This window comes from Streptomyces sindenensis (genome assembly GCF_014649035.1).
GTDB classification, from domain to species: domain Bacteria; phylum Actinomycetota; class Actinomycetes; order Streptomycetales; family Streptomycetaceae; genus Streptomyces; species Streptomyces sindenensis.
The window spans coordinates 1-24,049 of the sequence record NZ_BMSG01000045.1 but is presented as its reverse complement, the minus strand read 5'-3'; the positions used below and the strand labels follow the sequence as shown (position 1 = coordinate 24,049).

The following is a 24,049-nucleotide window of genomic DNA, read 5'->3' as shown; positions in this document are numbered from 1 at the left end:
ATGTCAACGTAGGTTGACGTCATGACCGAAGCAACGGATCTGGCCGCGCGCGCCGGTGACCGCGACCCGCGCGTCGGGCTGCGGGCGGTGGCCGCGCTGCGGCGGCTGCTGGAGCAGCTCGAAGCCGTACAAGTCGCAAGCGCCCGCGAGCAGGGCTGGTCCTGGCAGGAGATCGCCGCCGAGCTGGGCGTCAGCCGGCAGGCCGTGCACAAGAAGTACGGGAGGCGTTGATGTTCGAGCGATTCACCCGAGGGGCCCGCGCGACCGTGAAGGGGGCCGTGGCTCAGGCCGAGCGGGCCGGAGCCGGCTCGGTCACCGAGGAACACCTGCTGCTCGCGCTGCTGGAACAGGAGGGCGGCCGGGCCGCGTTCGCCGTCACCGCGCTCGGCCTCCACGACCGCCGGTCCGCCCTGGAGGCGTCCTTCGCCGAGGCCCGCCGCCGTGGCGGACTGACCAGGGCCGACACCGAGGCCCTCGCCGGTCTCGGGATCGACGTCGGCGCGATCGTCTCCCGTGTCGAGGAAACCCACGGCGAGGGCGCCCTCGACGCCGGCCGTGGTGGCCGCCGGTGGTGGTGGTCCGGGCACCGCCCCTTCACCCCGGGTGCGAAGACCGTGCTGGAGAACTCCCTCCGGGCCGCCCTCGGCCGCGGTGACCGGTTCATCGGCGAGGAGCACCTCCTCCTGGCCCTCACCGCGAAGCCCGGATCCGTCGCCGACGTCCTCGCCGAGCACGGCGCGACCCGCACGGCCGTGCTGCGCGCGCTGTACGGCTCCGACGACGGCGCGGCGGGCCAGGGGCACGCCCAGGCCGGGTGAGCGGAGGGGGCGGGGCTGCCTCCCCGCCCCCTCTCAGGCCCGTTTGCCGTCCTCGTCCTCCGCCGTCAGCAGCGCCTCGATCCGCGCCGCCGCCTCGCCCAGGTGGCGGCGGGCCTCCGCGAGCCGGGCCTCCGTCACCCCGTGATCGCGGGCCGTGTCCCGGATGCCGTCGCGGAACCGGTCCAGCAAGCGGTCCAGATCGCGCACCGGGTCGCCCGTCGTCGGCACGTCCTGCCCCCAGTCCGCGCCGGGGGCCGGGTCCTGGACGGGCGGGGCGGGCTCCGGGCCGGGCTTGCCGAACGGAGGCCAGGCGCCGGACCGGGCGAAGCCGCCGAGCTGGCCGGTGATCTCCGCGAGGCCTTCCCGTACCCCGGAGGGCCAGTCGCCCCGGGCGAAGTGCTCCTGCACCTGGCGGGCGGCGTTCTGCATCTGCTCCCGCGCCTTCTCCTGGGCCTCCTCGGCCTGGCGGCGGGCCTGCTGGGCGTCCTCGCGGGCGCGCCGGGACTCGTCCTTCGCCCGGCGGGCCTGCTCCTTCCACTCCTGCTTGGCCCGGCGCAGCTCCTCCTTCGCCGTGCGCCACGCCTCGCTGTCGCCGAGGTCGCCCAGACTGCCGAGGTTGCCGAAGTCCCCGAAGTCACCGAAGGGGGACGAGGAATCGCCCTTCCCTTTCCCCTTCGCCTTGCCGGACCCGGACCCGGACCCGGCCTTCGTGCCGTGCCGGGACTCCGACGCCGCCGCCCGCACATCGCTGCGGAGCCGGCCCGCCGCGCCCCGTACGTCATCGCGTATCTCGGCGGCCAGCTCGGAGAGCGAGTCGCGGATCTCCAGCTCCAGGTCGGCCAGTTCGCCGCTGCGGCCCGCCAGCTCCTCGCGGCCGGCGTCGGTGATCGAGTAGACCTTGCGGCCGCCCTCGGTGGCGTGGGTGACCAGGCCCTCGGCCTCCAGCTTGGCCAGCCGCGGGTAGACCGTGCCGGCGGAGGGGGCGTAGAGGCCCTGGAAGCGTTCCTCCAGCAGGCGGATGATCTCGTAGCCGTGGCGCGGAGCCTCGTCCAGCAGCTTGAGGAGATACAGGCGCAGTCGGCCGTGGGCGAATACGGGGGGCATGTCAGAGAACCTTTCCGGTCGGCTCGGCGGCGTACGCGTCGTCCTCGGCGGGCGGCCTGCGCAGGAGGGCGATCGAACCCGACACGGTCGTCGCCCGCAGGGTCCCCGTCCCGGCGCCCAGGGTGCCGGTGATCTTCTTCGCGCCCCAGTGCCCGCCGACCCGCAGGTCCTCGAAGGCGTTGGAGACGGCCCCGCTCGCGGTGTTCGCCTCGACCCTGGCGTCCGCCGGGTGCGGCAGCCGGATCGCGATCTCGCCGGATACCGAGGTCAGCCGGATGTCCGTGGGCTTCCCGGACGGGTCGACGTCCAGCACCATGTCACCGCTGACCGACTCGGCCCGGACCGAGGCCCCCGCCCCGTCGATCACCGTCAGATCACCGGCCACGGACTGGAAGCGCAGGTCCCCCGTGACGCTCTGGGCCTCCAGGCTGCCCGACACCGACTCCCCGCGCACCGCGCCCGTCAGCCCGACGAGCGTGGCGTCCCCCGTGATGCCGCGGACCTCGGTGCGGCCGCCGATGCCGGAGACGACGGCCCCCGCGCCGATCACGCCGACCTCGACCGAGGCCGTCGTGGGCACGACGAGCGAGACGACGGCGCTGCGGCGGCGGCCCTTGGGGTCGAGCCAGCGCAGCAGGTCCTGCCAGGGCAGATCCTCGTACGCCACGGTGAGCCGGCCGTCCTCCTGGGTCACGATCAGCGGCGGCCCCTCGATCGCGGAGACCTCCAGCCGGGCGCCCGGTTCGTCGGTCCCGACCACGTTGACCGTGCCGTCGACGATACGCACCTGGAGCGCCGTCACCGGATCGTCGAAGGAGAGCTTCCGAGGCTCATCGATGGTCCATGTCGACACAGGCATGGATATGACCTCCCGGGAAGCGTGGCAACGCAACATATCGCGTCTCGTGAAGAACACGATATATCGCGGATGGGGGAAGTCAAGGGAGGTCGCGCCCCGGTGGAGGTCAGCACCATGCCTGCAAAAACGATCAAACATGGGCATATTGCCCTAGCGTATGAGCCATGAACGCGACATCCACCGGGGCCCTCCTGCTCTGCCGGGCCGATCCCGAGACCGTACGGCCGCTCGCCCACCTGCTGCGCGAGCAGATGCTGCTGGTCCGCGCGGGCGAGGAGTGGAGCGTGCTCGTCCCGGAGGGGAAGCCCTGGCGGGCCGGGGGCGCGGAACAGGACGCCGAGCCGGTCGACCGGATCCTCGGCGGCTGGGCCACCGCGCTCGCCGTCGGCTCCACCTGGCCGGTGCTCGCCCTGTGGTGGGACGCCGACCGGGCCGGATACACCCTCGCCGCCGGATTCCGCCGGCCTGTGGGCTACATCTGGCTGACCGACGGCACCCCGGTCGGCGAGGACGAGGCCATGCGCACCTTCGCCGCCCGGCTCGGTCTCGACCCGGTGCTCGACGTACAGGCGTTGGAGCAGCTGACCCGCCCCGATCCGGAGGCGGACGCGGAGGCCCGGCTGCGCGGTCTGCTCGCCGTGCTCACCGGCACCGGACTGACCCTGCCCGCCGGACTCTCCCCGGGCGAGAGCGCCGACCGGCTGCGCAGCGTCGCGGCGGCGCAGCGCCAGGTGGACCGCGTCGAATGGGCCGGCTGGCGCGATGCCGTACGGGTCGAACTGGACGCGGTCGAGAGCAGCCGGGTCGGTCCCTGGGTACGCGGCCCCCGGGCCCGGGCCGTCGCCGCCGTCCAGCTCGCGGCCGGGCTTCCGCTCCTGCTATGGGGCGCGCGACGCCGCAGCGGCGGCTGGGCGGCGGCCGGCGCGGTTCTGCTGGCGCAGGGCGCGCTGGGGCTCGCGTACGAGCGGGCCAGGGCGGGCACGTCCTGAGCCGGGCCGATCAGGCCCCGAAGGTCACGCGTCCTCGTCGTCCTCGTCGTCCAGCCGGGCCAGCCAGGTCGCGAGGCGCTCGACGGGCACCTCGAAGTCGGGGTTGAGGTCGACGAACGTCCGCAGCTGCTCGGCGAGCCACTCGAAGGTGACCTCCTCCTCGCCGCGCCGCTTCTCCAGTTCCTCGATGCCACGGTCCGTGAAGTACATGGGAGAAGGATATCCAGCGGGGAAGCGCCGGGGACCCGGCCCCGCGACATGCGCGGAACCGGGTCCCCGGGGTGTTCGGCGTTACGGTCCTCAGGCCTCGAAGACCTCGTTGACCAGCTGCGTCTGCTCCGCCTGGTGACGCTTGGCCGAGCCGACCGCCGGGGACGAGCCGTGCGGCCGCGAGATGCGGCGCAGGCGCTCGCCGTGCGGCACGTCCGCGCCGACCGCGAGGTCCAGGTGGTCGATCAGGTTGAGCGCGATGAACGGCCACGCACCCTGGTTCGCCGGCTCCTCCTGCGCCCACAGGTACTTCTCGGCGTTCGGGTACTTCGCGATCTCGGCCTGGATCTCCGCACCCGGCAGCGGGTACAGCCGCTCCAGCCGGATGATCGCGGTCTCCGTGTCGCCGCGCTTCTCCCGCTCGGCGTCCAGGTCGTAGAAGAGCTTGCCCGCGACGAAGACGACCTTGCGGACGTCCTCCGCCTTGACGGTGTCGTCGCCGATCACCGGACGGAAGCCGCCGGAGGTGAACTCCTCGATGGACGAGGCCGCGGCCTTCAGACGCAGCATCGACTTCGGGGTGAAGACGATGAGCGGCTTGTGGTGCGGGTTGTGCACCTGCCAGCGCAGCAGGTGGAAGTAGTTCGACGGCAGGGTCGGCATCGCGACCGTCATGTTGTCCTGCGCGCACATCTGGAGGAAGCGCTCGGGGCGGGCGGAGCTGTGGTCCGGGCCCTGGCCCTCGTAGCCGTGCGGCAGGAGCAGCGTGACGCCGGAGGTCTGGCCCCACTTCTGCTCGGCCGAGGAGATGAACTCGTCCACGACGGTCTGCGCGCCGTTGACGAAGTCACCGAACTGGGCCTCCCAGATGACCAGCGACTCCGGGCGGGCCAGCGAGTAGCCGTACTCGAAGCCCATCGCCGCGTACTCGCTGAGCAGCGAGTCGTAGACGTTGTACCGGGCCTGGTCGTCCGCCAGGTACAGCAGCGGGGTGTAGTCCTCGCCGGTGACCTGGTCGACCAGGACCGCGTGGCGCTGGCCGAAGGTGCCGCGGCGGCTGTCCTGGCCGGCGAGCCGGACCGGGGTGCCCTCCATCAGCAGCGAACCGATGGCCAGGGTCTCGCCCATGCCCCAGTCGATCGTGCCGTTCTCCACCGAGGCGGCGCGACGCTGCATCTGCGGCAGCAGACGCGGGTGCACGGTGATCGAGTCGGGGATGTTGACCTGGGACTCGGCGATCCGCTTGACGACCTCGGCGGAGACGGCCGTCTCGACGGCCACCGGGAACGCGGCCTGCGGCTCCGGGACGTGCGGGGAGGCCGGCTGCGAGGTGGCCTCGCGGACCTCGGCGAACACCTTCTCCAGCTGACCCTGGAAGTCCTGGAGCGCCTGCTCCGCCTCTTCCAGAGTGATGTCGCCGCGACCGATGAGGGACTCGGTGTAGAGCTTGCGCACCGAGCGCTTCTTGTCGATCAGGGTGTACATCTGCGGGTTGGTGAACTCCGGGTTGTCGCCCTCGTTGTGACCGCGGCGGCGGTAGCAGATGAGGTCGATCACGACGTCCTTGTTGAACGCCTGCCGGAACTCGAAGGCGAGCCGCGCGACGCGGACCACGGCCTCCGGGTCGTCGCCGTTGACGTGGATGATCGGCGCCTCGATCATGCGCGCCACGTCGGTGGCGTACATCGAGGAGCGCGAGGACTCCGGGGCGGCGGTGAAGCCGACCTGGTTGTTGATCACCACGTGCACGGTGCCGCCGGTGCGGTAGCCGCGCAGCTGCGACATGTTGAGCGTCTCGGCGACGACGCCCTGGCCCGCGAAGGCCGCGTCGCCGTGGAGCGCGACCGGCAGGACCGTGAAGTCCGTACCGCCCTTGTTGATGATGTCCTGCTTGGCGCGGGCGATGCCCTCCAGGACCGGGTCGACCGCCTCCAGGTGCGAGGGGTTGGCGGCCAGCGAGACCTTGATCTGCTCGCCGTCCAGACCGGTGAAGGTGCCCTCGGCGCCCAGGTGGTACTTGACGTCGCCGGAGCCGTGCATCGAGCGCGGGTCGAGGTTGCCCTCGAACTCGCGGAAGATCTGCGCGTACGACTTGCCGACGATGTTCGCCAGGACGTTCAGGCGGCCGCGGTGGGCCATGCCGATGACGACCTCGTCGAGGCGGGCCTCGGCGGCGGAGTCGAGGACGGCGTCGAGCAGCGGGATGACGGACTCGCCGCCCTCCAGCGAGAACCGCTTCTGGCCGACGTACTTCGTCTGCAGGAACGTCTCGAACGCCTCCGCGGCGTTCAGCCGGCGCAGGATGCGCAGCTGCTCCTCGCGCTCCGGCTTCGGGCGCGGGCGCTCCACCCGGTCCTGGAGCCACTTGCGCTGCTTCGGGTCCTGGATGTGCATGAACTCGATGCCGGTGGTGCGGCAGTACGACTCACGGAGCACGCCGAGGATGTCGCGGAGCTTCATCATCGTCTTGCCGGCGAAACCGCCGACCGCGAACTCGCGCTCCAGGTCCCACAGGGTGAGGCCGTGCTCGGTGATGTCCAGGTCGGGGTGCTTGCGCTGGTGGTACTCCAGCGGGTCGGTGTCGGCCATGACGTGGCCCCGGACCCGGTAGGAGTGGATCAGCTCGAAGACCCGCGCGGCCTTGGTGACGTCGTCGTCGTGCGAGGCGTCGATGTCCTTGAGCCAGCGGACCGGCTCGTAGGGGATGCGCAGCGCCTTGAAGATCTCGTCGTAGAACTCGTTCTCGCCGAGCAGCAGCTGGGAGAGGACGCGCAGGAACTCGCCGGAGGCGGCGCCCTGGATGACCCGGTGGTCGTAGGTCGACGTGAGCGTCATGACCTTCGAGATGCCGAGCTTGTTGAGGGTGTCCTGCGAGGTGCCCTGGAACTCCGCCGGGTAGTCCATCGCGCCGACGCCCATGATGAGGCCCTGACCGGGCATCAGGCGGGGCACCGAGTGGACGGTGCCGATGCCGCCGGGGTTGGTCAGCGAGGCGGTGACACCGGTGAAGTCGTCCATGCCGAGCTTGCCGATGCGGGCGCGCCGGACGATGTCCTCGTACGCCTGCCAGAACTCGAAGAAGTTGAGCGTCTCGGCCTTCTTGATGGCCGCGACGACCAGCTGGCGGTCGCCGTTCGGCTTGACCAGGTCGATGGCCAGACCCAGGTTGACGTGCTCCGGCTTGACCAGGGTCGGCTTGCCGTCCTTCTCCGCGAAGGAGTAGTTCATCGACGGCATGGCCTTGAGGGCCTGCACCATCGCGTACCCGATGAGGTGCGTGAAGGAGATCTTCCCGCCGCGGGCGCGCTTGAGGTGGTTGTTGATGACGATGCGGTTGTCGAAGAGCAGCTTCACCGGGACCGCGCGGACGGACGTGGCCGTCGGCAGCTCCAGTGAGGCGTTCATGTTCTTCGCGACGGCGGCCGAGGGGCCGCGCAGCGTCACGTACTCCGGGCCGGCCGGGGCCTCGGTGGACTCGTCGGCCTTCGCCTGGGGCTTGGCGGGCGCGGCGGCGGGCTTCGCGGCCGCGGGCTTCGCCGGAGCCGCCGGGGCGGCCTTCGCCGGGGCCGGCTGCGCGGGGGCGGCCGGAGCGGCGGCGGGCGCGGCCTTCGCCGGAGCCGGAGCCGCAGCGGCCGCGGCAGGGGCGGCGGCCTCGGTCACCGGGGCCCCCGAGGCCCCGGGAGCGGGCTTGTCCGCCGTGCCGGCGGTACCCGGCTTGTAGTCGGCGAAGAAGTCCCACCAGGCGCGATCGACCGAACTGGGATCCTGGAGGTACTGCTGGTAGATCTCGTCGACGAGCCATTCATTGGCGCCGAAAGCCGCGGCCGGGTTGGTGCCCGGGCTGGCTTGGTCGGTCGAGACGCTTGAGTTACTGGGGGACTGAGACGACACGGCGGCAACCGCCCTCTTCCGCTTCACAAGGTGATGGACAGCGGAAATCAAGGCTACGCCCCCCGAACCGTTCCTTGCAGGCCGGGCCGGTGCTTCGTCGTGCACATCACATCGAAGGGCGGGTTTCGGCGCAGGAAATGGCGGGAAACAAGCGAGGTTCCACTGCACTTCGGGTACGCGGGACCGTGGATACGGTCCCGCGACCGTATCCCCTTGAGGCCCCCTACTGGCAGGACACGGATGAACGTGCCCTTCCGGTTCGACCCTATGCCAACGAGACCGTCAACCGTGCTGCTCGGGGATTCCCGGGAGGGTGACCTGGATCCGGCAGCCCCGTACGGATTCGGCCACCCTGATCCGGCCGCCGTGCAGATCGACCGCCCAACGGGCGATGGCGAGCCCCAGGCCCGTACCGCCGTCGCTGCCCGGACCGTGCGGGGAGGGCGCCTGGCCCCGGTTGAAACGCTCGAACACCCGGTGGCGCTCCGCCTCCGGGATGCCGGGCCCCTCGTCCATGACTTCCAGCTCCAGCGACTCGGGGCGGGCCCCGCGCCGCGCCAGCACCGTCACCCGGCCGTGCGGCGGGCTGTGCTTGACCGCGTTGTCGATGAGGTTCGCGACCACCTGGTGCAGCCGCTCGGCGTCCGCGTGCGCGGTGAGCTCCGGCGGCGAGACGTCCAGATGCAGATGGACGTCCGTACGGGAGTGATTGCCCGAACCCGAGGACAGGCGTCGCTGCGAGGCGGCGAGATTGGCCTCCTTCAGTACGCCCGACAGATACGGCCAGACCTCGAAGCGGCGTGCCTTGAGTGCGATGACCCCGTTGTCCAGGCGCGACAGGTCCAGCAGCGTCTCGACCAGCCGGCCGAGCCGCTCCGTCTGTTTCAACGCGGTGCGCATCGTCTCCGGATCGGCGGCGGACACCCCGTCCACCACGTTCTCCAGCACGGCTCTCAGCGCCGCGATGGGCGTACGCAGCTCATGGCTGACATTGGCGACCAGCTCTTTTCGATGCCGGTCCTCCGCCTCCAGATCGTCCGCCATGCGGTTGATCGTCTGCGCCAGGTCGCCCAGCTCGTCCCGCCGCCCGGCGCCGCTCACCCGGCGCGTGTAGTCGCCGTGCGAGATCGACCGGGCCACCGCTCTCATCTCGTCCAGCGGCGCGGTCAGACCGTGCGCCACGAACTGGGTGATCAGCAGCGTGGCGATGACCGAGAACACCGTGATGAAGCGGAACTCCGTACGGGTCCGCAGTGCGACGATCAGCAGGCCCGTGGTGATGAACACCGAGACCACGACGAGCGTGCCGAGCTTGGCCTTGATGGAGAAGGGCCGCAGTCCGGACCCTGGCCGGGTCATGGGGCCGGAGTCTCCAGGGCGTATCCCACGCCGTGCACCGTACGGATCCGCTCCGCGCCGATCTTCCGGCGCAGCGCCTTGATGTGGCTGTCGACCGTGCGGGTGCCCGAGGCGTCCGCCCAGTCCCACACCTCGGCCAGCAGCTGCTCCCGGGAGAGCACCGCGCGCGGGGTGTTGGCGAGGCAGACCAGCAGGTCGAACTCGGTGGGCGTGAGGTGGACGTCCTCGGCGCGCACCCGGACCCGGCGCTGCGCGTGGTCGATCTCCAGCTCACCCAGGCGCAGTATCCCGCTGCGCGGGGTGACGGCGGCCAGCGCGGCCCGCTCCACCCGGCGCAGCAGCACGTGCACCCGGGCGGCCAGCTCCCGCATCGAGAACGGCTTGGTCATGTAGTCGTCGGCGCCGACCCCGAGCCCGACCAGCATGTCGGTCTCGTCGTCGCGTGCGGTGAGCATCAGCACCGGCACCGGGCGCGCCGCCTGCACCCGGCGGCAGACCTCCAGGCCGTCGAAGCCCGGGAGCATGATGTCGAGCACCATCAGATCGGGCTGCCAGGCCTCGGCCGCGTCCACGGCCGCGGGGCCGTCCAGCGCGGTCTGCACCAGGAAGCCCTCCGCCCGCAGCCGGGCGGAAATGGCGTCGACGATCGTGGCGTCGTCCTCGACCACCAGCACCCGGCGCTGAGCCCCCGGGGTGGCCGCGACGCCGTTGTGGGTGGTGTGTGTCTGTTCCATCGCCCCGCCCCTGCCCGTTCTCGCGGGAGCCATTCCCCCGGAGACACGGTCTTCGCTCGTGGTTTTCGTGGGTGATCCCGTGTGCCGGTCAGCAGCGTAAGGGCAGCGGAGGGCTCCCGGCTACGCAGGGTGTTGCCCCGGGGCGACGAGTCCGGGCCGGGCGGTCCGCCGGATCGTCTGCCTTGTGCCGGTTGGCCCGTGCCACCGCCGGGCCGTGCATACCGGGAGGGGGATTCAGCCGGCCCGGAGTGCGAGATGGACCACGTCGGGCACACCTCGGGCAACGGCCACTTCTTCCGTCCGAACCCCGCTGAACCCGGCATTCCGCAATGCCTGTTCGAAGGCGGGCGACGGCTGCGCGGACCAGACGGCGAGCACGCCGCCCGGGGTCAGCCGGTCGTGGCAGTGCGCCAGACCGGCGGGCGAGTAGAGGCTTTCGTTGCCCTCCGTGACCGTCCAGTCGGGCCCGTTGTCGATGTCCAGGCAGAGCGCGTCGTAACGCTCCGTGGTGGTACGGAGGTGGGCCACCAGGTCCGTGTGCAGGATCCCGGCCCTGGGGTCGGCCAGCGCGGGTCCGGAGATCCGGTCCAGCGGCCCGTCCCGGTGCCAGTCCACGATCGCCTGCTCCCGCTCCACGACCGTGATCCGCCCCCAGCGCCCCTCCTCGGCGGCCCGCACCAGGGAGAACCCGACGCCCAGGCCGCCGATGAGCACCGACGGGCCGGTCCGGCCGGCGGGCAGCGCGGCCAGCGCGGCGTCGATCAGCAGCCGCTCGGAGCGCCCGTCGGAGGTGTCCATCAGGAAGCAGCCGTTGGCGATGATCTCGAAGTGCTCCCCGCGCTCACGCAGGACGACCTCGCCGAAGGGGCCGTCGCGGCGGTCGAGCACGACGGGGGCGTCGCTCGCGGAGCGCACGGGCGGTGTCGCCGTCGGTTCGGGGGCGGGCCAGAGGGATGTCGCGGACATGGGGGCGGTTCTCCGGTATCCGGTCGTGGCGGTCGGTGCCCGTCCATCCTTCCCGCCGCGCGGGGCGAGGGCCAGCGCCTTTCCCGTATCGGGCGAGGGAACAACTGCCCGCTGCGGATCGCTCCCGGACGAGGAGGGGCGCCCTGGTGCCAGGGGTCGGCGGGCGGCCGGGCGGCCTGATCGCCCAGAGCGAACATCGATCGGGGAACATTCGGCGACTCACAAGCATTGAGTCCACATAGCTCAACTTGCCTGCCGAAGGGGAGATCATGACTAACGAGTCCCAGGCGTTCACACCGATCGACCTGCCCGTGCTGCCGCTCGACGACGAGGTCGTCCTGCCCGGCATGGTGGTGCCGCTGGACCTGTCCGACACCGAGGTGCGCGCCGCCGTCGAGGCCGCGCAGGCCGCAGCCCGCCCCGGCGGCGGCAAGCCCCAGGTGCTGCTGGTCCCGCGGATCGACGGCACGTACACGGGGACCGGTGTCCTCGGCACCGTCGAGCAGGTCGGACGCCTGTCGGACGGCGACCCGGGCGCCCTCATCCGGGCCCGCGACCGGGTCCGCATCGGAGCCGGGACCAGCGGTCCCGGCCGGGCGCTCTGGGTCGAGGGGACCGTGCTGGAGACCACCGCCCCCGACCCGCTGCCCGGATCGGCCGCCGAGCTGGTCAAGGAGTACAAGGCGCTCGCCACCAGCTGGCTGAAGAAGCGCGGCGCCTGGCAGGTCGTGGACCGGGTCCAGCAGATCGACGACGTCTCCGCGCTCGCCGACAACTCCGGATACTCACCGTTCCTCTCCACCGCCCAGAAGGTCCAGCTCTTGGAGACCGTGGACCCGATCGCCCGGCTGAAGCTCGCCATCCAGTGGCTGAGCGAGCACCTCGCCGAACAGGACGTCGCCGAGTCCATCGCCAAGGACGTCCAGGACGGCGTCGACAAGCAGCAGCGCGAATTCCTGCTGCGCCGCCAGCTGGACGCCGTACGCAAGGAGCTCGCCGAGCTCAACGGCGACCCGGAGGGCGAGTCCGACGACTACCGGGCCCGCGTCGAGGCCGCCGACCTGCCTGAGCACGTCCGCGAGGCCGCGCTCAAGGAGGTCGAGAAGCTGGAGCGGGCGAGCGATCAGTCGCCCGAGGGCTCCTGGATCCGCACCTGGCTGGACACCGTCCTCGAACTGCCCTGGACCGAGCGCACCGAGGACGCCTACGACATCCGCGGCGCCCAGGAGGTCCTGGACGCCGAGCACGCCGGCCTCGCCGACGTGAAGGAACGCATCACCGAGTACCTGGCGGTGCGCAAGCGGCGCGCCGACCGGGGCCTCGGTGTCGTCGGCGGCCGTCGCGGCGGTGCGGTCCTCGCCCTCGTCGGGCCGCCCGGCGTCGGCAAGACCTCGCTCGGCGAGTCCGTCGCGCACGCCATGGGCCGCAAGTTCGTCCGCGTCGCGCTCGGCGGCGTCCGGGACGAGGCGGAGATCCGGGGCCACCGGCGTACGTACGTGGGCGCGCTCCCCGGCCGGATCGTGCGGGCCATCAAGGAGGCCGGCTCGATGAACCCGGTGGTCCTGCTCGACGAGATCGACAAGGTCGGCTCCGACTTCCGGGGCGACCCGGCCGCCGCCCTCCTCGAAGTCCTCGACCCGGCGCAGAACCACACCTTCCGCGACCACTACCTGGAGGTCGAGCTCGACCTCAGCGACGTGGTCTTCCTGGCCACCGCCAACGTCCTCGAAGCCATCCCCGAGGCCCTGCTCGACCGCATGGAGCTGGTCCGTCTCGACGGTTACACCGAGGACGAGAAGGTCGTCATCGCCCGGGACCACCTGCTCCCGCGCCAGCTGGAGCGGGCGGGCCTGGAGAAGGACGAGGTCACCCTGGAGGAGTCGGCGCTGCGCAAGCTGGCCGGCGAGTACACCCGCGAGGCGGGCGTACGGAATCTGGAGCGGTCGGTCGCCCGGCTGCTCCGCAAGGTCGCGGCCCAGCACGAACTGGGCGACCGCGAGCTGCCGTTCACGGTGACCGACGCGGATCTGCGCGGCCTGATCGGGCGTCCGCACCACGTGCCCGAGTCCGCGCAGGACCCGGCCGAGCGCCGCACCGCGGTGCCGGGTGTGGCCACCGGACTCGCGGTGACCGGGGCGGGCGGCGACGTCCTCTTCGTCGAGGCGTCCCTCGCCGACCCGGAGACCGGGGCGTCCGGACTGACCCTGACCGGTCAGCTCGGGGACGTCATGAAGGAGTCGGCGCAGATCGCGCTGAGCTTCCTGCGGTCGCACGGCGCGGAGCTGGAGCTGCCGGTCGGCGACCTCAAGGACCGGGGCGTGCACGTCCACTTCCCGGCGGGCGCGGTCCCCAAGGACGGCCCGAGCGCCGGCATCACGCTGACCACGGCGCTGGCCTCGCTGCTCTCCGGACGCCTCGTCCGTACGGATGTGGCGATGACCGGTGAGGTGTCGCTGACCGGGCGGGTGCTGCCGATCGGCGGCGTCAAGCAGAAGCTGCTGGCCGCGCACCGGGCGGGCATCACGACCGTGGTGATCCCCCAGCGCAACGAGGCCGACCTGGACGACGTCCCGGCCGAGGTGCTGGAGAAGCTGGACGTCCACCCGGTCACGGACGTCCGCCAGGTGCTGGAGATCGCCCTCGCCCCGGCCACGGCCCAGGCGGAGGAGAGGATTCCGGCCGCGGCTGCCTGACCGTGCCCACGACGGCCCGATCCCAGGACGGCCCGCTCTCCGCTTCGGCGGACGGCGGGCCGTTCCGCGGGGCCGGGCCGTGGCGCACGGGCGTGGTCTCCGGGGCCCGCTGCTCAGGGGCTCGCGGCTCAGGGGCGGTAGATCGTGCCCGGCTGCGGCTCGGCCGGGGCCATCAGCTCGGGGACGGTCACGAAGGTGTAGCCGTCCTTCTGGAGCGCGTCGATGATCCCGGGCACGGCGGGGACGGTGCCCTTGTAGATGTCGTGCAGCAGGATGACGCCGTCCTTGCTCGCCTGGTCCAGGATCCGCTTCTTGATCAGCGCGGAGTCGTTCGTCGAGTAGTCCTTGGCGGTGGCGCTCCACAGCACCTGGGAGAGCCCGAGGTCCTTGCTGATCTCCGAGACCGTGTCGTCGGTGCGGCCCTGCGGCGGACGCATCAGCCGGGGCTTCTTGCCGGTGATCTTCTCGATGGCCAGCTGGGTCTTCTCCAGTTCGGCCCGTATCCCGTCCGGCTTCTGGTCGGTCAGGACCTTGTGCGTCCAGGTGTGGTTGGCGACCTCGTGGCCCTCGTCCTCGATGCGCCGCACCACGTCGGGGTGCTTGACGACGTGGTGCTTGCCGAGCAGGAAGAAGGTGGCGTGCACCTTCTTCTCCTTGAGGATGTCCAGCAGCTCCGGCGTGTCCTCGCCCGGGCCCGCGTCGAAGGTCAGGGCTATGCACTTGGCCTTGCGGCAGTCGACCGGACCGAACTCGCCCTTGGCGTCGGACGCCGCCTCCCCGCGCGCCGAACCGGGCGCGGTCGTCTCCATCGAGCAGCCGCTCAACGTCAGTGTGACCGCCGTCACCAGCACCGCAGCCAACCTCATGCCGGGCAACGGCATCTTTCCGGGCACGACACACCACTCCTCTGCGCGGGAAATTCCGCACAGGTGTGCGGTACGGCGATGACTATACAGAGCACGTATACATCGAGTGCATAGTGGGGTCGAGGTGGCCGCGGACCCCGGATCGGGGCCGGGTCGGCGTGGTCGGCCCACTCCTGCGAAATACTGGCCGAGCTGCGCCGATGACGGGTCGCGGCAGAAGCTTTCATCGGCAGGGAACCGTACGAGGGGTACTGACGTGCGCGGAGACGACAGCGGGCCGGAGCCGGGCGCGTCCGGCGTGAGCGGCGTGGACAGCGCGTTCCTGGCGCTGGAGCGTGAGCTGGCCGTGTTCCTGCGCCGGGCGCGCGCCAGCTCCGGCGAGATGGCCCGGGAGGTCCACCCCGAACTGGAGCCCGCCGCCTACGGTCTGCTCGTCCGTCTGGAGGCGGCGGGCCGGCAGCGGGCCACCGAGCTGGCCGCCTACTTCGGTGTCGGCAAGGCCACCATGAGCCGCCAGTTGCACTCCTTGGAGAACCTCGGCCTGGTGGCCCGCGAACCCGATCCGGCCGACGGGCGCGCCTGGCTCGTCCACCTCACCGAGGACGGCCTGGCCCGCTTCCGCAGCGTCCGGGACGCCCGCCGCGGCCGCTATGTGCGCAAGCTGGCCGACTGGGACCGGACGGAAGTCGCCGAGCTGGCCCGGCTCCTGCACCAGCTGAACGCCCGCGCGGAGAGCTGACCCGGCCCGGGACCGCCGGTCAGGCCGGCTCCACCAGGAGCGCGGTCGCGTCGTCGTGCGTCTTGCCGCGCCGCAGCCGTACGCGCCCGGCCGCCGCGTCGGCCTCCTCCAGCTCCCGCACCCGGTCGATCAGCCCCTGGGGCCCCGCCTTGCGCAGCAGCCCCAGCGTGTCCGCCCAGTCGCCCTCGCCGAACATCTCCGTCCAGCGGGCCGCGCCGTCCGTGAGCGCGGCCAGCGCCCGGACGTCCGCCGCCGGGACGCTGCCGGTCACCGCCCGCGAGGCCACGGCCGGATCGGCGGCGGCCGTGAAGAAGCCGCCCTCCTTGTTGCGCACCGTGGCGTCGGCGATCTCGTTCGAGGCGAGCGAGCCCGGCGGCAGCCGCGTCAGCCGGTCGTCCAGGACCGCCCGGACCGCGCCGTCGGAGGACTCCAGCAACAGGACCGCGTCGGACAGCACCAGGTACTCGATCGCGCGTTCGTTCCAGCGTGCCAGGGCCACCGTCGCCTGAGGCGTCCGTACGTGAGAAAGGTCACAGGTGACCCGATGGGCTTCGGCTGTACGGGAGATGGCCGCGGCCAGGATCTCGGCCAGGGGCAGATCAGGGCGGGAACCGGACAGTTCCACCAGTGCGCCGCCCAGCCGCGCGGTGAACCACGGGACCGAGTGCACACAACCGTCATCCCCGCGTGGCGGGGTGACGCCGTCGAGCAGCACCAGCACGCCACCCTGGCCGGACGCGGGAAGAGTCCCGGAGACCCAGTCCTCGTTGGGGCGTTCGGGGCTGCCGGGAACGGTGGCGAGTTCGATGCGCATACCGCCAGTCTGCACGAGCCCTTCACCATCCCCCCACGCGGCCGAAGATGGCCTGTACCAGCAGGTCAACGCGGGCGTACCCGCCGGAGGGAGGGGCTCCGGGAAGCGTGCGGGCGGGCATCCTGCCAAAGGCGGAGCGGAAGTTCCACCCCGTGGTCCACGCATGGTCAGGGCTGCGGCGGGGGAGACTTGTTCGCCAACTCCGGAGTGATGTTCACTCCTTCGAGTGGCGGAGCGGTTGATGCGCGCCCCCCTCTCACAAGCGCTGGAATGGTCGGAAGCCGTACCAGGAGCGGGGCGCCCTTCCATGTGACCGTGCGTCACCTCTGCTTCAAGGGTGGACGAGTCAAGATTGCGAGCACCGGTGCAGAAGAAGCGGCCGCGGAGCAAGGGCACGACGCGCGACGGTTCCGGGGCGACGCCTCCGGCACCCGGTGCGTCCGGTGCGGACAAGCGGACCGTGCGGGTGCGCAGCCGACTGGTCGCCGGGGTCGCGGTCGTCGGCGTCATCGTCGTGGCGGCGGGCACCCCCGCCGTGCTCGGCGCCTCCGCCGACCTCACCGAGTCCCAGCGGCTGGTCACCCTCGCCGAGCTGAACCAGCAGGCGGTCACCCTCGGGCACTCCCTCGCCGACGAGCGTGACGCCGTCACCGCGTACATCGCCGCCGGCCGGGCCGAGGAGGGCGACGGCGACGAGGGCGCGAAGAACCGCGCCGCCCGCACCACCCGGGTCGACCAGCAGATCGACGAGATCCACGAGGCGGCCTCCGCGGCCCTCCGCCGGGACCTCTCGACGGTCGCCTCCCTCCGCCGTACCGCGCTGACCGGCAAGGGCTCCGCCCTGGAGGCGCACCGGGCGTACTCCGACCTCATCGCCAAGCTGCACGGCATCGCCGCCGAACTGGCGGAGAAGACCCCGCCGCGCGCCGCCGACGCCACCCGGGCCCCGCTCACCCTCGGCGGCGCCTCCGAACAGGCCTCCGCCACCCGCGGGCTCCTCCTCGCCGCGCTCGCCGTGCCGAGCCCCGAGCCGACGGCCCCGCAGACCGACCCCTTCACCGGGCTGCCCGTGCAGACCCAGGACGAGGGCGCCACCCGCGCCGACCGCGACCGCGACGCGCTGAGCGCCGCCGCCCAGCAGGCCCGGGTACGGGAGCTGGCCGCGCTCGCCGACTTCGACCAGGCGGCGGACCCGGAGGCCCGTGACAAGCTCTCCGCCACCGTCACCGGCCCCGAGGTCAACGACGCGGAGAAGTACCTCACCCGCCTCACCGACCGCCCAGAGCTGTCGGAGGCGGAGCGCGGGGTCAGCCCGCAGAAGCTGGAGGCCGCGCTCTCCGCCCGGGTCGACCGGATGCGCAGCGTCGAGTCCGCCCTGACCACCGGCCAGGTCCGGCACCTGGAGGGGCTGCGCGACGACGACGTCACCGCCCTCGAACTGGCCATCGCCCTGCTCGGCGGCTGCTTCCTGCTCGCCGTCGGCGTCTCCACCGCCGTCGCCCGCACCCTCACCCAGCCGCTCGCCGTCCTGCGGATCGGTGCCGCGCGCCTGGCCGAGGACCCTTCGAGCGCCGAACCGGTCCGCTACACCGGCCGCAACGACGAGTTCGCCCAGGTCGTCCGGTCGATGAACGCCCTCCACGGCCGGCTCACCGAGCTCCACCAGGACCTCGGCGGACGCGTCGAGAGCCTCACCGCCGAACGGTCCGGCCTGATCAAGAGCCGGGAAGCCCTGGCCGGGCAGCGGACCGAACTCCAGGAGCGGACCGCCGAGCTGACCACCCAGCTGGGACAGCTGAAGAACACGGTCCACCACACCTTCGTCAACCTCTCGCTGCGCACCCTCGGCCTGGTCGAGCGGCAGCTCGGCGTCATCGAGGGACTGGAGGAGCGGGAGCAGGACCCGGAGCGCCTGGCCACGCTCTTCAAGCTCGACCACATGGCCACGGTCATGCGCCGCCACAGCGAGAACATGCTCGTCCTCGCGGGTGCCGAGCACGGCCACGGCCACGCCGGGCCGATCCCGCTGGTGGACGTGGCGCGCGCCGCCGTCAGCGAGATCGAGCGGTACGAGCGCGTCACCATCCAGTCCCTGCCGCCGCACGCCCAGATCGCCGGGTTCGCCGCCGACGACCTCAGCCATCTGCTGGCCGAACTCCTGGAGAACGCCACCTCCTTCTCCCCGCCGGACTCCCATGTCGAGCTGTCCGGCTGGCTGCTGGAGAGCGGCGAGGTGATGCTCTCCGTGTCGGACGAGGGCATCGGCATGTCGACCGTCCGGATGGACGAGCTGAATGCCAGGCTGGCGGACCCGGCCTCGTTCGAGGTCGGTGAGCAGAATGCCGACGGCGCCGGCCTCGGTCTCCAGGTGACGTCGCTGCTGGCCGCCCGGCACGGGGTGCGGGTCCAGTTGCGTGAGCAGAAGGGGAGTGGAGTGACGGCCGTCGTCGTCCTGCCGCAGGCCCTGCTGCCCAAGACGCTGCCCGCCGCCACCCCGCCCGCCGTGCAACTGCCCGGTGAGGCGCCCACGCTCAACCTGCCGGGCTCGGTGGCGGAGGCCAACTCCAACGCCCTGCCCAGCCGTTCGCCGCAGTCGGCCGCGCCGTCCGAGTCGGCCGCGCCGTCCGAGTCGGCCGCGCCGTCCGACTCGGCCGTCGACGCGGAGGACACAGCCGCGACGCTGGCGGACGCCGAGCCCGGCCCGGCCGACGCCGACCCGATGATCGCCGCCGCCGAGCGGACGATCCGCGAGAACGCCGCCTCCGAGAACGCCGACGAGAGCCGGGAAGCCGCTGACGTACCGCCGGGGGAGCAGGCGCAGGACGCCCAGCAGCCGGTCACGGAAGCCGAGTCCGCAGCCGGGAAGGACGCGGGATCGGGCGCGGACTCGGATGCGGAAGCCGACGTCGAGACCGGCGTCGGGACCGCCGTCGAGACCGACTCCGAGATCACGCTCCAGGTCCGGCTGCCGAAGCCGCCCGCAGCCCCGGCGGCAGAGGCCGCACCGACCGCCGACCCGTACGCCATCGGCCCCGACCGCCACGAACGCCCGGCCGAGACCGGACCCGGCGACCAGGACCCGGACGGGCCGGCGTTCCGCCCCGCGCCCCACGCCGAGGCGGCCGGAGCGCCCGGAGCGCCCGGGACAGCCGAGCCGACCGCCGCCCCCGCCGAGACCGTTCCCGGCCCGCGCCGCCCCGAGGCCGGCCGTGTCACCGACAAGGGACTGCCCAAGCGCACCCCGAAGGTGGTCCGGCCGGACGGCTCGGCCTCCGCCCCCGGCCGCGCCGGCAGCCTCGACCGGGACGCCCTGCGCCGCCGGCTCGGCAGCTTCCACCAGGCCGCCAAGGAGGGCCGGCGCGACGTCGAGGCGGAGATCGCCGAGACCGGCGGCATCGCCGTCGCCGGACCCGGGGGCGTACCCACAGGGCGTACCGGGCACCAGAGCACCACCGCACACGTCACAAGCGCCGCACAGGACACAGGGAACGAAGAGACGGGGGACACAGTCGAGGAGGCACGCAGTTGACTGCGCCCAGCACATTCGGGCTGAGTACCGAGGCCCGGAACCTTCACTGGTTGCTGAGCAATCTCGTGGAGGAGGTGCCAGGGGTCCACTCGGTCACCGTCGTCTCGTCCGACGGTCTGATGCTGCTCTCCTCCGACCCCGGCCATCACGAGACGAAGGCCGCCGGACCGTCGGACGGCCCCAAGAGATCCAGCGCCGACCTGGCCACGATCGTCTCCGGCATCGGTTCGCTGACCGTCGGAGCCGCGAAGCTGATGGACGGCGGCGGTGTGAAACAGACGATGGTCGCCATGGACGAGGGCAGCGTCTTCGTCATGTCGATCAGCGACGGTTCCCTCCTCGGCGTCCACGCCACCCCGGACTGCGACATGAGCGTCGTCGCGTACCACATGGCCCTCTTCGTCGGCCGGGCCGGACACGTCCTCACCCCCGAACTCCGCAGCGAGCTGCGCAAATCGATGGAGAGCGCCCTGTGACCACCGCCGCAGCGGAACCCGCGCCCCGGCTCCCCGTCCGCGGGGCCGACAAGCGACCCGCCCGGGTCCGCCCGTACTCCCTCACCGGCGGCCGCACCCGGTTCGGGCACGTCCTGCTGGTCGAGACGTTCGTCGCCGCCCTCGAAGCACCCGAGGAGCGCCGCGAACTCACCAACGGCAACCTCGCGTCGCGGGTCATGCCGGAGCTCCAGGCCATCGTCGAAATCTGCCGCCGCATGCGTACGGTCGCGGAGATCTCGGCCCTGCTCAAGATGCCGCTCGGAGTCGTCCGGGTGCTGCTCAGCGACCTGGCCGACCAAGGAAAGATCCGCGTGTACGGAACCGGTCACGGCACCGGCCAGCCCGACCGCGCACTGCTCGAAAGGGTGCTCAATGGACTCCGCCGTCTCTGAGGCGCCGCTCTTCGCCCCGCGCCAGCCGGGGTCCCGGGACGACCGGCCCTCGCAGCCCCGGGAACAGCCGGAGGAAGCCCTCCAGGCCTGGCAGCTCGACCACACCCGCGCCCCCACCGCCACCAAGATCGTGGTGGCGGGCGGATTCGGCGTCGGCAAGACGACGTTCGTCGGCTCGGTCTCCGAGATCACACCGCTCCAGACCGAAGCGCTGATGACCCAGGCCAGCGAGGAGACCGACGACCTCTCCGCGACGCCCGACAAGACCACCACGACGGTGGCCATGGACTTCGGCCGTCTCACCCTCGACGACGACCTCGTTCTGTACGTCTTCGGCACCCCGGGCCAGCAGCGCTTCTGGTTCATGTGGGACGACCTGGTGCGCGGGGCGATCGGCGCGGTCGTCCTCGCCGACACCCGGCGTCTGGAGGACTGCTTCCCGGCGCTCGACTACTTCGAGAGCTGCGGCCTTCCCTACATCGTGGCGGTCAACCACTTCGAGGGGACGCCCGGTTACGAGGCGGAGGACGTCAGGGAGGCCCTGACCGTACCGCCGCAGGTGCCGATAGTGATCATGGACGCGCGTAACAGGATCACCGTCGTCGAGTCACTGCTGGCCCTCGTGGGCCATGCTCTCGACGTCACACCCGCCTGACGCCTCGAATCAGAAACGACGGAGCACGGAGAGCCGCGATGCGGAAGATACTCATAGTCGGAGCCGGTCAGTCCGGGCTCCAGCTGGCCCTGGGGCTGCAGTCCAGAGGCTACGAAGTCACCCTGATGTCCAACCGGACCGCCGACGAGATCCGCTCCGGGCGGGTCATGTCGACGCAGTGCATGTTCCACACCGCGCTCCAGCACGAGCGGGACTACCAGCTGAACTTCTGGGAGTCCCAGGCCCCGAAGATCGAGGGACTCGGCGTCTCGGTCGCCGCCCCCGACTCCTCCCGCGCCATCGACTGGGTCGGCAAGCTGGACGGGTACGCCCAGTCCGTCGACCAGCGCGTGAAGATGGCCGGCTGGATGGAGACCTTCGCCCAGCGCGGCGGACAGCTCGTCATCCACGGGGCGGCCGTCTCCGACCTCGACTACTTCTCCCGCACCTACGACCTGGTGATGGTCTCGGCCGGCAAGGGCGAGCTGGTCTCCATGTTCGGCCGGGACGCGGCCCGTTCCCCGTTCGACGCCCCGCAGCGCGCGCTGGCCGTCGCCTACGTCCACGGCATGGGCCCGCGCCCGGAGCACCCGGAGTTCGACGCGGTCCGCTGCAACCTGGTGCCGGGCGTCGGGGAGCTGTTCGTCATGCCGACGCTCACCACCTCCGGCCGCGCCGACATCCTCTTCTGGGAGGGCATCCCGGGCGGACCGCTCGACGCCTTCCAGGGTGTCAAGGACCCCTCCGAGCACCTGGCCAAGACCCTGGAGCTGATGGAGAAGTTCACGCCGTGGGAGTACGCCCGCGCCACCAAGGTCGAGCTGACCGACGCCAACGGCACCCTCGCCGGCCGCTACGCCCCCACGGTCCGCAAGCCGATCGGGCGGCTGCCCGGCGGCGGCCTGGTCCTCGGCGTGGCGGACGTCGTCGTGGCCAACGACCCGATCACCGGCCAGGGCTCCAACTCGGCGTCCAAGTGCGCCAACTCCTACCTGGACTCGATCATCGAGCACGGCGACAAGGAGTTCGACGCGGCGTGGATGCAGTCCACCTTCGACCGTTACTGGGAGACCGCCCAGCACGTCACCAAGTGGACCAACGCCATGCTCGGCGTCCCGCCGGAGCACGTGCTGAACCTGATCGGCGCCGCCGGTCAGCTCCAGCCGGTCGCGAACCGCTTCGCCAACGGGTTCAACGACCCGGCGGACTTCGAGAACTTCTTCTACGAGCCCGAGAAGACGAACGCGTACCTGGCCTCGGTCGCCGGGGCCTGAGGAACACACCCGCTTCGGCGGCCGGACCCGCACCGCCGGTCCGGCCGCCGATCCGTTCCCGCCGACTGCCGACTGCCGACTGCCGACTGCCGACTGCCGACGGCCGACTGCCGACTGCCTACGAGGCGTCGGGCGCCGCGTCCGTGCTGTACCCCGTGTCCGCGCCGTCGCGTGCGCCCTCGGGCAGCTCCGGGCGGGTGTACGTGGACAGCGGGGTGCCGCCGGGGTCGGGGCGTACGGCTCCCAGCAGCGGGTTCGACGCCAGCGGTGACACCTTGACCTTCGCGCCGGGGCGGGGCGCCTGCACCACCAGGCCGTCGCCGATGTACAGCGCCACATGGGTCGCCTTGGGGAAGTAGATCACCAGGTCGCCGGGGCGCAGCGCGGAGACCGGCACCCTCGGGAGCTGCTTCCACTGCTCCTGCGAGGTGCGCGGGATCGTCCGGCCCGCCGCCGACCAGGCCTGGGAGGTGAGCCCGGAGCAGTCGAAGGAGTCGGGGCCCTCGGCCCCCCACACGTACGGCTTGCCGATCTGCCGGACCGCGTACGCCACCGCGTCGCCACCCTGCCGGGTGGGCGGCCGGGTGGAGCTGAGCGCCCCGGAGGCCACCAGCTCCCGCTGGGCCTTGTCCACCCCCTGCTGTTCGAGACCGGCGAGCTGGGCGATCTGCTCCTCGGAGAGCGTGGCCAGCAGCCCTTCGACCTCCCTGAGCTTGCCGTTCACGGCGTCGCGCTGCTTCTTCTGCCGTGCGGCCAGATTCTTCTGCTGGTCCAGCGCCTTGCGGGAGGCGGCCGCCAGCCGGTCGGCCCGCCGGGCGGCGTCGGTGAGCCGGTCCACCGTGGCCGCGCGGTTCGCCGCGAGCCGCCCCACGACGTGGCTCTGGTCCAGGGCCCGCTGGGGATCGTGGGCCAGCAGCAGCCGGAGGTACGCGGAGAACTCCGTACGCCCCTGGTACTGCTCCCGGGCCAGCCGCCCGGCGTCCCCGCGGCTGACCTCCAGCGCGGCCCGCGCCTTCGCCAGGTCCGCGTTCACCTTCTTCAGCTGCGCCGTGCGCTGCTTCAGCTTCTCGGCGGTGGCGTTGTAGGTCTCGCTCGCCTCCTCCGCCGCCTGGTAGCGGGTCTGGAGTTCGCGTAGCAGGGCGGCGACGCTCCTGGGCGCCTCGGGGGCGGCGAGAGCGGTCCCGGCGTCGACCTCCGCCGCGTCCTGGTCCGTTGCGTCCGCTTCCGCCGCGTCCGCTGCCTCTTCGTCCGCGTCCGCCGCATCCGCCGCTTCTTCGTCCGCCGTGTCCGCGTCCGTTTCCGCGTCCGTCGTGTCGGTCTCCTCCGACGGCACGGGTCCGGGCTCGGCCGCCGCGACGATGGCGGGCGAGACCGTGAGCGCCGTGGTCAGCACGGTCGTGCAGACCGCGCGCAGAATCCTGCCTGACACGACATCACCTCCGTGACGGAGACGTGGTCCGGCAGCGGACCCGTCCATAAGTGAGCGAATCCTATTAATCCGGTCACTCGGTGTCGGGTGATGCAAGCACCGCGCGGCGCGCCGCCCGGGGCTTCCCCCGGACGGCGGCTGTGATGATCATGTGAGGGTGCCGGCCGCCTGCCTCAGAAAGTGTTGGGTAACTGATCAACTGCTGCTTGTAGTCGACGGCGGTGATCTTCG

Annotated in this window: 20 protein-coding genes; 10 read left to right on the top strand and 10 right to left on the bottom strand. The window is 71.9% G+C overall.

Features of this window, described 5'->3' with window-relative positions:
- Positions 1–21: 21 nt before the first annotated feature.
- Together IE145_RS30880 and IE145_RS30875 are read left to right on the top strand one after the other, a co-directional pair.
- A complete protein-coding gene (locus IE145_RS30880) occupies positions 22–231 on the top strand; it encodes a helix-turn-helix domain-containing protein (RefSeq protein WP_189528729.1) in 210 nt (69 codons plus the stop codon).
- Positions 231–818, top strand: coding sequence for a Clp protease N-terminal domain-containing protein (locus tag IE145_RS30875; RefSeq protein ID WP_189528728.1), 588 nt, complete (start codon positions 231–233; stop codon positions 816–818). Before IE145_RS30880 ends, IE145_RS30875 begins: the two co-directional genes overlap by 1 nt.
- Before the next feature lie 33 nt (positions 819–851).
- Here IE145_RS30875 and IE145_RS30870 read toward each other — a convergent pair whose 3' ends face one another.
- Positions 852–1,922, bottom strand: a complete 1,071-nt coding sequence (locus IE145_RS30870; RefSeq protein WP_189528727.1) for a PadR family transcriptional regulator — start codon at positions 1,920–1,922, stop codon at positions 852–854.
- 1 nt (position 1,923) lies between these two features.
- On the bottom strand, positions 1,924–2,781 hold the full coding sequence (locus IE145_RS30865; protein WP_189528726.1) for a DUF4097 family beta strand repeat-containing protein: 858 nt from the start codon (positions 2,779–2,781) through the stop codon (positions 1,924–1,926).
- Positions 2,782–2,945: 164 nt separating this feature from the next.
- Between IE145_RS30865 and IE145_RS30860 the strand changes: the two genes are divergently transcribed.
- Entirely contained in the window at positions 2,946–3,770 is an 825-nt protein-coding gene (locus IE145_RS30860) for a hypothetical protein (RefSeq protein WP_189528725.1), read from the top strand.
- Positions 3,771–3,794: 24 nt separating this feature from the next.
- Here IE145_RS30860 and IE145_RS30855 read toward each other — a convergent pair whose 3' ends face one another.
- The 5 genes from IE145_RS30855 to IE145_RS30835 all read right to left on the bottom strand — a co-directional run bounded on the left by IE145_RS30855 (position 3,795) and on the right by IE145_RS30835 (position 10,930).
- Positions 3,795–3,980 (bottom strand): DUF6104 family protein, encoded by a 186-nt coding sequence (locus IE145_RS30855; RefSeq protein WP_003966321.1) that lies wholly within the window; start codon positions 3,978–3,980, stop codon positions 3,795–3,797.
- A gap of 90 nt (positions 3,981–4,070) precedes the next feature.
- On the bottom strand, positions 4,071–7,871 hold the full coding sequence (locus tag IE145_RS30850) for a multifunctional oxoglutarate decarboxylase/oxoglutarate dehydrogenase thiamine pyrophosphate-binding subunit/dihydrolipoyllysine-residue succinyltransferase subunit (protein WP_189528724.1): 3,801 nt from the start codon (positions 7,869–7,871) through the stop codon (positions 4,071–4,073).
- A gap of 282 nt (positions 7,872–8,153) precedes the next feature.
- Positions 8,154–9,230 carry a HAMP domain-containing sensor histidine kinase gene (locus IE145_RS30845; protein ID WP_189528723.1) on the bottom strand — a complete coding sequence of 359 codons (1,077 nt, stop codon included), beginning with the start codon at positions 9,228–9,230 and terminating at the stop codon, positions 8,154–8,156.
- Positions 9,227–9,964, bottom strand: a complete 738-nt coding sequence (locus IE145_RS30840) for a response regulator transcription factor (RefSeq protein WP_006127534.1) — start codon at positions 9,962–9,964, stop codon at positions 9,227–9,229. The genes IE145_RS30845 and IE145_RS30840 overlap by 4 nt, the downstream gene beginning before the upstream one ends.
- A gap of 234 nt (positions 9,965–10,198) precedes the next feature.
- Positions 10,199–10,930: a spermidine synthase family protein gene (locus IE145_RS30835; RefSeq protein WP_229825974.1), complete on the bottom strand. Its 732-nt coding sequence runs from the start codon at positions 10,928–10,930 to the stop codon at positions 10,199–10,201.
- Positions 10,931–11,199: 269 nt separating this feature from the next.
- Here IE145_RS30835 and lon point away from each other — a divergent pair, with 269 nt between their 5' ends.
- On the top strand, positions 11,200–13,623 hold the full coding sequence (lon, locus tag IE145_RS30830; RefSeq protein WP_189528722.1) for an endopeptidase La: 2,424 nt from the start codon (positions 11,200–11,202) through the stop codon (positions 13,621–13,623).
- Between the two features lie 128 nt (positions 13,624–13,751).
- Here the strand turns inward: lon and IE145_RS30825 are convergent, their stop codons facing one another.
- Positions 13,752–14,504: a polysaccharide deacetylase family protein gene (locus tag IE145_RS30825; protein WP_189528752.1), complete on the bottom strand. Its 753-nt coding sequence runs from the start codon at positions 14,502–14,504 to the stop codon at positions 13,752–13,754.
- 241 nt (positions 14,505–14,745) lie between these two features.
- On the opposite strand from IE145_RS30825, the gene IE145_RS30820 reads away from it, so the two are divergent.
- Positions 14,746–15,228, top strand: a complete 483-nt coding sequence (locus tag IE145_RS30820) for a MarR family winged helix-turn-helix transcriptional regulator (RefSeq protein WP_189528721.1) — start codon at positions 14,746–14,748, stop codon at positions 15,226–15,228.
- 19 nt (positions 15,229–15,247) lie between these two features.
- Here IE145_RS30820 and IE145_RS30815 read toward each other — a convergent pair whose 3' ends face one another.
- Positions 15,248–16,042, bottom strand: a complete 795-nt coding sequence (locus IE145_RS30815) for a protein phosphatase 2C domain-containing protein (RefSeq protein ID WP_189528720.1) — start codon at positions 16,040–16,042, stop codon at positions 15,248–15,250.
- A gap of 364 nt (positions 16,043–16,406) precedes the next feature.
- Between IE145_RS30815 and IE145_RS30810 the strand changes: the two genes are divergently transcribed.
- The 5 genes from IE145_RS30810 to IE145_RS30790 are packed head-to-tail and all read left to right on the top strand — an operon-like array spanning position 16,407 to position 22,389.
- Positions 16,407–19,571 carry a sensor histidine kinase gene (locus IE145_RS30810; RefSeq protein WP_189528719.1) on the top strand — a complete coding sequence of 1,055 codons (3,165 nt, stop codon included), beginning with the start codon at positions 16,407–16,409 and terminating at the stop codon, positions 19,569–19,571.
- Complete coding sequence (locus IE145_RS30805; protein ID WP_189528718.1) at positions 19,568–20,047, top strand: roadblock/LC7 domain-containing protein; 480 nt, start codon at positions 19,568–19,570, stop codon at positions 20,045–20,047. Before IE145_RS30810 ends, IE145_RS30805 begins: the two co-directional genes overlap by 4 nt.
- Entirely contained in the window at positions 20,044–20,460 is a 417-nt protein-coding gene (locus IE145_RS30800) for a DUF742 domain-containing protein (protein WP_030579658.1), read from the top strand. The genes IE145_RS30805 and IE145_RS30800 overlap by 4 nt, the downstream gene beginning before the upstream one ends.
- Positions 20,441–21,115 (top strand): GTP-binding protein, encoded by a 675-nt coding sequence (locus tag IE145_RS30795; protein ID WP_189528717.1) that lies wholly within the window; start codon positions 20,441–20,443, stop codon positions 21,113–21,115. Before IE145_RS30800 ends, IE145_RS30795 begins: the two co-directional genes overlap by 20 nt.
- A 38-nt stretch (positions 21,116–21,153) precedes the next feature.
- Positions 21,154–22,389, top strand: coding sequence for a styrene monooxygenase/indole monooxygenase family protein (locus tag IE145_RS30790; RefSeq protein WP_189528716.1), 1,236 nt, complete (start codon positions 21,154–21,156; stop codon positions 22,387–22,389).
- A 118-nt stretch (positions 22,390–22,507) separates the two neighbouring features.
- On the opposite strand, the gene IE145_RS30785 is transcribed toward IE145_RS30790, so the two are convergent.
- Complete coding sequence (locus tag IE145_RS30785; RefSeq protein ID WP_189528715.1) at positions 22,508–23,818, bottom strand: C40 family peptidase; 1,311 nt, start codon at positions 23,816–23,818, stop codon at positions 22,508–22,510.
- Between the last annotated feature and the right edge of the window lie 231 nt (positions 23,819–24,049).